The sequence below is a fragment of the Nocardia sp. CC201C genome (genome assembly GCF_030010695.1).
In the GTDB taxonomy this organism is placed as follows: Bacteria; Actinomycetota; Actinomycetes; order Mycobacteriales; family Mycobacteriaceae; genus Nocardia; species Nocardia otitidiscaviarum.
This window is the reverse complement of record NZ_JASCXP010000309.1, coordinates 1-9,013: the sequence shown is the minus strand read 5'-3', so window position 1 is coordinate 9,013 and position 9,013 is coordinate 1. Positions and strand designations below refer to the sequence as shown.

Annotated in this window: 8 protein-coding genes; 7 read left to right on the top strand and 1 reads right to left on the bottom strand. The window is 68.0% G+C overall.

Annotated features, from left to right (window positions below):
- The first annotated feature begins 141 nt into the window (after nt 1–141).
- The 3 genes from QK444_RS26260 (at nt 142) to QK444_RS26250 (ending at nt 1,093) form a co-directional block, all read left to right on the top strand.
- Complete coding sequence (locus QK444_RS26260) at nt 142–336, top strand: DUF4244 domain-containing protein (protein ID WP_228807451.1); 195 nt, start codon at nt 142–144, stop codon at nt 334–336.
- Nucleotides 337–401: 65 nt separating this feature from the next.
- Entirely contained in the window at nt 402–719 is a 318-nt protein-coding gene (locus tag QK444_RS26255; RefSeq protein ID WP_282784689.1) for a TadE family type IV pilus minor pilin, read from the top strand.
- The gene (locus QK444_RS26250) at nt 716–1,093 is read left to right on the top strand and encodes an Rv3654c family TadE-like protein (RefSeq protein ID WP_282784687.1); all 378 of its coding nucleotides are present in this window, start codon (nt 716–718) and stop codon (nt 1,091–1,093) included. The genes QK444_RS26255 and QK444_RS26250 overlap by 4 nt, the downstream gene beginning before the upstream one ends.
- A gap of 414 nt (nt 1,094–1,507) precedes the next feature.
- Here QK444_RS26250 and QK444_RS26245 read toward each other — a convergent pair whose 3' ends face one another.
- Nucleotides 1,508–3,889: a DEAD/DEAH box helicase gene (locus QK444_RS26245; RefSeq protein ID WP_282784685.1), complete on the bottom strand. Its 2,382-nt coding sequence runs from the start codon at nt 3,887–3,889 to the stop codon at nt 1,508–1,510.
- A 435-nt stretch (nt 3,890–4,324) separates the two neighbouring features.
- Between QK444_RS26245 and QK444_RS26240 the strand changes: the two genes are divergently transcribed.
- From QK444_RS26240 to QK444_RS26225, 4 genes are all read left to right on the top strand, one after another.
- Nucleotides 4,325–4,528 (top strand): cold-shock protein, encoded by a 204-nt coding sequence (locus QK444_RS26240; RefSeq protein WP_029925108.1) that lies wholly within the window; start codon nt 4,325–4,327, stop codon nt 4,526–4,528.
- 319 nt (nt 4,529–4,847) lie between these two features.
- Nucleotides 4,848–7,709, top strand: coding sequence for a type I DNA topoisomerase (topA, locus tag QK444_RS26235; RefSeq protein ID WP_282784680.1), 2,862 nt, complete (start codon nt 4,848–4,850; stop codon nt 7,707–7,709).
- 96 nt (nt 7,710–7,805) lie between these two features.
- The gene (locus QK444_RS26230) at nt 7,806–8,309 is read left to right on the top strand and encodes a DUF664 domain-containing protein (protein WP_143983139.1); all 504 of its coding nucleotides are present in this window, start codon (nt 7,806–7,808) and stop codon (nt 8,307–8,309) included.
- Nucleotides 8,310–8,367: 58 nt separating this feature from the next.
- Nucleotides 8,368–9,013: DNA polymerase III subunit delta' (locus QK444_RS26225; protein WP_282784677.1), on the top strand; the 646-nt coding region annotated here is incomplete at its 3' end.

Sequence of the window (9,013 nt, the reverse complement as noted above, 5' to 3'; positions counted from 1 at the left end):
CTGGGCATCGTGCCGGTCGTCATCGGGCTGGCCGGTCGGGTCATGGCGGGCGGACTGCTGTGAACACCACGACTGTGCCGGTGCGGATTCGCCGCACCGGACCGAGGAGAGGAACACCGCATGCGATCCACGGTTCGAAACATGACTCTGCGCTTGCGAACTCGCCTACTGCTGGCGGCGATGGCCGAGAACGGGATGAGCACCGCCGAGTACGCCATCGGAACGATCGCCGCGGCCGCGTTCGGGGCCGTGCTCTACGCGGTGGTCACCGGCGACAGCATCGTCAACGCGCTCACCCGGATCATCGACAAGGCGTTGAAGACCTCGGTCGGTTGACGAGATCGCGGGCGTCCTCGGGGGTTTCGCGTCCGAATCCCCGCGGATGCCGCGCCGACGCCGGGATGGCGACGATCGAAGCGGCGCTCGCGCTGGCGACGATCCTGCTGGGCATGGCGCTGTGCATCGGTGCGCTGCTGGCCGCCTCGGCCCAGGTGCGCTGTGTGGACGCCGCGCGCGAGGCGGCCCGCCTCACCGCCCGGGGTGCGGGGTCCGAGGCCGTCCCGACCGCCCGGCGCGTGGCCCCGCCGGGAGCCGACATCACCGTGCGCGTGGACGCGGACCTGATCGTCGCGACGGTGACCACCCACCTGCCGCTGCTACCCGGCCTCGAACTGCGCGCCACGGCGGTGGCTGTCAGCGAGCCGGGAGTTCGGTCATGAGCGAGGTATCGCCCGCCCGACTTCGGGCCGATGCGGGCTCGGCCACGGTCACCGCCGCCTGGGCATTGGCTGCGCTGCTGACCGTGACGCTGCTGCTCGCGCAGCTCGGTGTGGCCGTGGTGGCGCGACATCAGGCCCAATCGGCGGCGGACCTGGCCGCACTGGCCGCGGCGGGCGGGCTGGACCGTGGCACGGACGCGGGCTGTGCCGAGGCGAACCGAGTCGGGCAGCGCATGGGGGTACGGATTCGGGGGTGTGTGGTCGCGGGCTGGGATGTGACGGTCACCGTGGAGTCGGGGATAACCCTCGGCCCGCTGGGTACGCGGGTGGTGCGGGCCTCGGCTCGTGCGGGTCCGGTCGTGGACCCGGGTTAGCTCGGCGACCGCCCGGCGGTCGCAATACCGGGAGGTTGGTCTACAAATACCGAACGGTTGGTGATGGAAAATTGATGATCACCATCACATCCGGCGCTGTTGTGCGCGACACAAGCTCATGATCAATCTCTAATTCCGGTCCGGCCGTGCCGTTCATTAATGCTGGAAATGATCAGAACGCATTACATGCGCAAACCGCGATTCGAATAAATGCACAGGTGAATACCCGTCTACATTCGAGACCGAGAGCAACGGGTCAGTTAACAGGATCGCATCCCTTTTTATTCACATGTGGGCTGCGCTGTGCATGACTCGCGGCGAACCGTCCGGATCGTCCGCCCCGGCCCCGACTCGCCGCCACGACACGCCGAGGCGCGCAGGTGGCGAAACGATCTCACCCCGACGACGGCCGTGTCACGATTCGGCGTGACCGTCGTCACCATCGCGCAGCTGTGCCAGCACCGCCGCCAACAGCCGCTCGGCCCCCGCCTTGTCCAGCGGGTTGTTGCCGTTTCCGCACTTCGGAGACTGAACGCAAGACGGGCATCCGCTCGCGCATCCGCAGGACCGGATGACCTCCAGCGTCGCCGTCAGCCAGTACCGCAGCCGCGCGAACCCGCGCTCGGCGAAGCCCGCCCCACCCGGGTGACCGTCGTAGACGAAGACCGTCGGCAGTCCGGTATCGGGATGCTCCGCGGTCGACACGCCGCCGATATCCCACCTGTCGCACGTCGCGACCAGCGGCAGCATGCCGATCGCCGCATGTTCGGCGGCATGCAGCGCCCCCGCGACACGCCCGGCGTCGATCCCAGCGCGTTCCAGTAGTTCCGGGGTGACCGTGTAGAGCACCGCCCGTGTCGGCAGCGGCTGCGCGGGCATGTCCAGCGGCACCATGTCGAGCACCTCGCCGCTGGGCAGCCGCCGCAGATAGCCCACCACCTGCCGGGTGACCAGCACGCGTGCCAGCGCGGCCGTCACCGAACCGTGAATCCGCTGGTCGTCGACCGCTTCGACCTCGACGGTCGTGACCGCGCGGGCACTGGTGGTCCAACTCGGCGTCTCGGCGTGCACCAGTGCCACCCCGCCGTCGAGATCCAGTTCGTCCACCACGTAGCTCTCGCCCTGGTGCAGGTGAACGGCCCCTTCGTGCAGGGTGGCGGGGGCGCGCCCGGCATCGGTGGTGCCGAGCAGCCGCCCGCTCTCCCCGTCCACGACCGCCACCGTGGTGCCGATACCGCCCCGGACGTCGACCGCGTCGTGCGGATGCGCGTCGGCGGTCACGAACCAGCGTGCGCCGCCGTCGCGCGCCGCCCGGGCGCGCCGCCGGATCAGCCCCTGTTCGGCCAGGTCGGACAGCAGTTCCCAGGCGTCGAAGGCGTGGACTTCCGCATCGCTGAGCGGCTGTTCCATGGCCGCGCACAGCAGATGCGGCCCGAGTACGTAGGGATTGTGCGGGTCGGTGATGGTGGCCTCGATGGGCTTGCCCAGCAGCGCCTCGGGATTGTGGACCAGATACGTGTCGAGGGGGTCGTCCCGGGCGATGAGCAGCACCAATGCCCCCTGTGTGCGTCGTCCCGCCCGCCCGGCCTGCTGCCAGAAGGAGGCCACCGTGCCCGGATAGCCGGTGACCACCACGGCGTCCAGCCCGGCGATGTCGACGCCCAGTTCCAGGGCATTGGTGGTCGCCACGCCGAGTAGCGAGCCGTCGGAGAGGGCGGCCTCCAGTGCCCGCCGGTCCTCGGCCAGGTATCCGGCCCGATAGGCGGCGACACGCGAGGTGAGCTGGGGATCGACCTCCGAGAGCAGGTGCCGGGCGTCCATGGCGACCAGTTCCGCGGACCGCCGCGACCGCACGAAGGCGAGCGTGCTCGCCCCCTCGGCCACGAGTTCGGCCATCACCCGCGCCGCCTCCGCACCCGCCGAGCGGCGCACCGCGGCCCCGTTCTCCCCGGTCACGCCCTCGAGCAGCGGTGGCTCCCACAGCGCCACGGTGCGGGCGCCCTGCGGCGAGCCGTCCGCGGTGACCGCCGTGCACGGTGCGCCGATCAGCCGCTCCGCCGTCGCGGCCGGCTCCGCGGCGGTGGCCGAGCACAGGATGAAGACCGGATCGGACCCGTACCGCTGGGCGAGTCGCCGCAGCCGCCGCAGCACCAGCGCCACGTGGGAACCGAATACGCCCCGGTAGGTGTGGCATTCATCGATCACCACGTACCGCAGATTGCGCAGCAGCCGGGCCCAGCGCTGATGTCCGCGCAGGATGCCGACGTGCAGCATGTCGGGATTGGTGAAGACCCAGCGGCTGTGCGCCCGCACCCACTGTCGGATCTCGCTCGGCGTGTCGCCGTCGTAGGAGGCGGGGTGGATGTGACGGAGCGGACCGTCGGTCAACTCGGTGGCACAGCGCAGTTGATCGGCTCCGAGCGCCTTGGTGGGGGACAGGTACAGGGCCGTCGCCTTGGGGTCCGCGTGCAGCGCGGTCAGGACGGGCAGCTGGTATCCGACCGACTTGCCGGAGGCGGTGCCGGTGCTGACGACCACGTTTCGACCGGAAAAGGCCAGCTCGGCGGTAGCGGCCTGATGGGTCCACGGCGTGTCGACACCGGACGCCTGTAGCGCTTCGACCACGTCCGGCGATGACCATTGCGGCCATTCCGTGACCTGTGCCGCACGGGACGGTAGCTCGCTGATATGGGTGAGTCTGTCGTCACCGTTTTCGAAGCCGATCAGGACACGATTCAGCAACGATCTACCGTAGCTCGTACTGTCGATGTGCACTGCTCGAGCTGCCGGTTTCATCGGACATGCCCCGCGACACGCGGGCGGGGTGCGAACGGTGTGTACGTCTGTGGGTCTACCTGCCATTTCACTACAGAGTAGCGACCCGCGTCACAGCCCGTTTGCCGGATGCTCGCTCGGTTATCACGAAGCAAACCTACTTCAAGTACGGATTTGGGCATTATGCCCCTCACCTGCGCATTCGCAAGATCAACTTTTTTGCAAATTGTGGGTAACTCCGCTGTCGAATTCACCGAAGACATGGTTCACTGGTTCCTGGTCGCAAGCTTCTGTGTTCGAGGGACGGATCCAAAGTCCAAACCATCAGCAGGATCGATGTTGCGAACGGTGTGCTTGGTGCTTTCCTGCAGGGGGAACAAGAGTACAGCGCTCGGAACGGACCCGGTGGACGAACCTCGTTGTCCGCCGTTCCGGTATGGAAAGAGAAGGAACAGAATGGCACAGGGAACTGTGAAGTGGTTCAACGCGGAGAAGGGGTTCGGCTTCATCGCGCCCGAGGACGGGTCCGCTGACGTCTTCGTCCACTACTCCGAGATCCAGGGTTCGGGCTTCCGCACCCTCGAGGAGAACCAGAAGGTCGAGTTCGAGGTCGGCCAGGGCACCAAGGGCCCGCAGGCCACTGGTGTTCGCGCGCTCTGATCTGAGCGGGCCTACCCAACAGGTATCCGTCCCCCACCGCCCCCCGGCGGTGGGGGACGACCCATATCCGGACCCATTACACTCGATCACAACCCGGGGCCACATCGCCGCTGCGCCCGAGACGCAGCGCTTCAACACGGTATAAACGTTGCTGGCAGCGATATATGTAGTCGCAGCCGCTTGCCCCAGCCGCGTATCGCGCGCACCAGCGCCACGCGGATCGACAGGAAAGGTGTGTTCGCCGGTGGCAACACGAGACCGCGGTGCAGCGCCGAACTCCAACGCAGCGCCCGACCGGGGGCGCCCCCTGCGTCGTCTCGTGATCGTCGAGTCGCCGACGAAGGCCCGCAAGATCGCCCCCTACCTCGGCCGCAACTATGTCGTGGAGGCGTCGGTCGGTCACATTCGAGACCTGCCGCGCGGCGCGGCGGATGTGCCCGCCAAATACAAAGGACAGGATTGGGCGCGCCTGGGCGTCGACGTCAACAACGACTTCGAGCCCATCTATGTGATCAGCCCGGATAAGAAGGCCAAGGTCAGCGAGCTCAAGAGCCTGCTCGCCGACGCCGACGAGCTCTACCTCGCCACCGACCCCGACCGCGAGGGCGAGGCCATCGCGTGGCATCTGCTGGAAACCCTCAAGCCGAAGGTTCCGGTCCGGCGCATGGTGTTCCACGAGATCACCGAGCCCGCCATCCGCGCGGCCGCCGCCGACACCCGGGATCTGGACCAGGATCTGGTCGACGCGCAGGAGACGCGGCGCATCCTGGACCGCCTCTACGGCTACGAGGTCAGCCCCGTGCTGTGGAAGAAGGTCATGCCGAAGCTGTCGGCGGGCCGGGTGCAGTCGGTGGCGACCCGCGTGATCGTGCAGCGCGAGCGGGAGCGCATGGCGTTCCGCTCCGCGGAGTACTGGGATATCGCGGCCAAACTGGATGCCGGCGGCGAGAGCGAGACCGGGAATCCGCGAGTCTTCGGTGCGCGGTTGGTGAATGTGGACGGAGCGCGGGTGGCGTCCGGCCGCGACTTCGGCCCGGACGGTCTGCTCAAGACCGCCTCCGGGGTGATCGTGCTCGACGCCGATCACGCGCGTCGCCTGGCGGAGGGGTTGCAGGGGGTGGACCTGGCGGTCACCTCCGTCGAGTCCAAGCCCTACACGCGCAAGCCCTACGCGCCGTTCATGACCTCGACCCTGCAGCAGGAGGCGGCGCGCAAGCTGCGCTTCGGCTCCGAGCGCACCATGCGGGTGGCGCAGCGGTTGTACGAGAACGGTTACATCACCTATATGCGTACCGACTCGACGACCTTGTCGGAGTCGGCGATCACCGCGGCGCGGGCGCAGGCCACGCAGTTGTACGGCGCGGAATTCGTGAGTCCTACTCCGCGCCAGTACAACCGGAAGGTCAAGAACGCGCAGGAGGCGCACGAGGCCATCCGCCCGTCGGGCGACACCTTCGCCACGCCGGGGCAGCTGCATTCGCGGCTCGACAATGACGAATTCCGTTTGTACGAACTGATTTGGCAGCGGACCGTGGCCTCGCAGATGGCGGACGCACGCGGTACCACGCTGACGGTCCGCATCACCGGTGTCGCGAATACCGGTGAGGAATGCGTGTTTTCGGCGTCGGGCCGCACCATCACCTTCCCGGGCTTCCTGAAGGCGTATGTCGAGAGCGTTGACGAGGAGGCGGGCGGTCAGTCCGACGACGCCGAGTCGCGGTTGCCCGCGCTGTCCGAGGGGCAGGGCGTCACGGCCGTGGAGCTCAACCCCGACGGGCACACCACCAATCCGCCACCGCGATTCACCGAAGCCTCGCTGATCAAGGCACTCGAAGAGCTCGGCATCGGTCGCCCGTCGACCTATTCGTCGATCATCAAGACCATTCTCGATCGCGGGTACGTGTACAAGCGCGGCAGTGCTCTGGTGCCGTCCTGGGTGGCGTTCGCGGTGGTCGGCCTGTTGGAGGCGTACTTCGGCCGACTGGTCGACTTCGACTTCACCGCGGCCATGGAGGACGATCTCGACGCCATCGCAGGTGGACGGGAGCAGCGCGGAAACTGGTTGTCCAGCTTCTATTTCGGCGGTGATCACGGCGTCGAGGGTTCGGTCGCGCGCAGCGGCGGGCTCAAGAAGATGGTGGGCGAGCAGCTCGACGACATCGACGCGCGACTCATCAACTCCATCAAGCTGTTCAGCGATGCCGAGGGCCGCGACGTGGTGGTCCGGGTCGGCCGGTACGGGCCGTACCTCGAGCGCATGGTCGTCAATCCCGATGACCCGCAAGGGGATCCGGTCTCGCAGCGGGCCAACCTGCCCGACGAACTGCCGCCGGACGAGCTGACCCCCGAGGTCGCGGAGAAGCTGTTCGCCACTCCGCAGGAGGGTCGCCGCCTCGGCAAGGATCCGGAGACCGGGCACGAAATCGTCGCCAAGGAAGGACGTTTCGGACCGTACGTCACCGAGATCCTTCCTGAACCCGAAGCGGATATCGACACCGGCGGCAAGAAGCCCGCCAAAAAGGCGGCCGCGCCGAAGCCGCGCACCGGGTCGCTGTTCAAGTCGATGGATCTGAGCACGATCACGCTCGACGACGCGCTCAAGCTGCTGTCGCTGCCCCGGGTGGTGGGCGTCGATCCGGCCTCCGGCGAGGAGATCACCGCGCAGAACGGGCGCTACGGGCCATACCTGAAGAAGGGCACGGATTCACGGTCGCTGGCGGGTGAGGAGCAGATCTTCACCGTGACGCTGGAGGAGGCGCTGAAGATCTACGCCGAGCCCAAGCGGCGCGGCGGGCAGGCGGCGAGCGCGGCGCCGCTGCGTGAGCTCGGTGTCGATCCGGCGTCGCAGAAGCCCATGGTGATCAAGGACGGTCGGTTCGGACCGTATGTCACCGACGGCGAGACCAATGCCAGCCTGCGCAAGGGCGACGAGGTCGAGTCCATCACCGATGAGCGCGCCTCCGAACTGCTCGCGGATCGGCGGGCGCGCGGGCCGGTGAAGAAGGCCGCGAAGAAGACGGCCAAGAAGGCCGCGGCGAAGAAGACCACCGCCAAGAAGACCACCGCGAAGAAGGCCGCGGCCACGACGGGCGAGGGTGCGGCGGCCAAGAAGACGGCCGCGAAGAAGACCGCCGCCAAGAAGGCTCCGGCGAAGAAGGCGGCGGCTGCCACGAAGTCGTGACCGGTCCGTCCCGACCCCTCGTTTCGGGGGTTCTCGCTGTCGGTTCGTTCCCGTAGCGTGTGAGCACGCCGAAGCGCACCACCGGAAGGACTCTCGATGACCGTCGACCGCGAGCGTGAAGACCTCATCGCCAATCTCGCCGAGCAGCGGCGGCTGTTCGGCATCACCCTGCGCGGTATCGACGACGACCAGGCGCGGCAGCGCACCACGGTCAGCGAGCTCACCCTGGGCGGCCTGCTACATCACCTCGTCGACACCGAACGACATTGGGTCACGGTCGCCGTCGAGCGCGACGAGAACGCGAAATTCGATCTGTCCGACATGGATTCGCGGTACCGGCTGGGGCCGGACGAGACGGTGGCCGGGCTGCTCGCCGAATGGGATGTGGTCGCCCAGCGCACCGAGAAGCTGATTCGCGAGGTGGACAGCTTCGACACCCCGATCCCGATTCCGACCGCGCCCTGGGCGCCGGAGCGGGAGTACTGGCCGGTGCGCAATATCCTGTTCAACATCTTCCGCGAGATCGCCCAGCACAGCGGGCACGCCGACATCATCCGTGAGGCGCTGGACGGGGCGAATACGACGTATCAGCGGGTCTGACCGCCGTCTGCCGCGATGACGGCGAAGGCTGTCGGCACCAGCCGCTAGGGTGTACGACGTGGCGGGTGTCTTCGATCGACTGGTGGGCCAGGATGCGGTCGAGTCCGAGCTGACGGCCGCGGCCGTGGCAGCACGGAACGGGACCGGATCGTCCTCGGCCATGACGCACTCCTGGTTGTTCACCGGGCCCCCCGGTTCGGGCCGGTCGGTGGCGGCCCTGGCGTTCGCGGCCGCCCTGCAATGCACCGATCCGGAGCGTCCCGGCTGCGGGAGGTGCCATGCCTGCACCACAACCATGGCCGGAACCCACGGTGACGTGCGGCGCGTGGTGCCGGAGGGTTTGAGTATCGGCACCAAGGAGATGCGCGCGATCGTGCAGGTCGCCTCGCGGCGGCCGAGTACCGGGCGCTGGCAGGTCGTGGTGGTGGAGGACGCCGACCGCCTGACCGAGGCCGCCGGAAACGTCCTGCTCAAGGTGGTGGAAGAGCCGCCGGAGCGGACCGTCTTCCTGCTCTGCGCGCCCTCGGTGGATCCGGAGGACATCTCGGTGACGCTGCGTTCGCGCTGCCGCCACGTGCATCTGGTCACCCCGTCGGTGGACGCCATCGCCCGGGTCCTGGTGGAACGCGACGGGCTCGATGCCAAGACGGCCGGCTGGGCGGCGTCCATCAGCGGCGGTCACGTGGGCCGGGCACGTCGGCTGG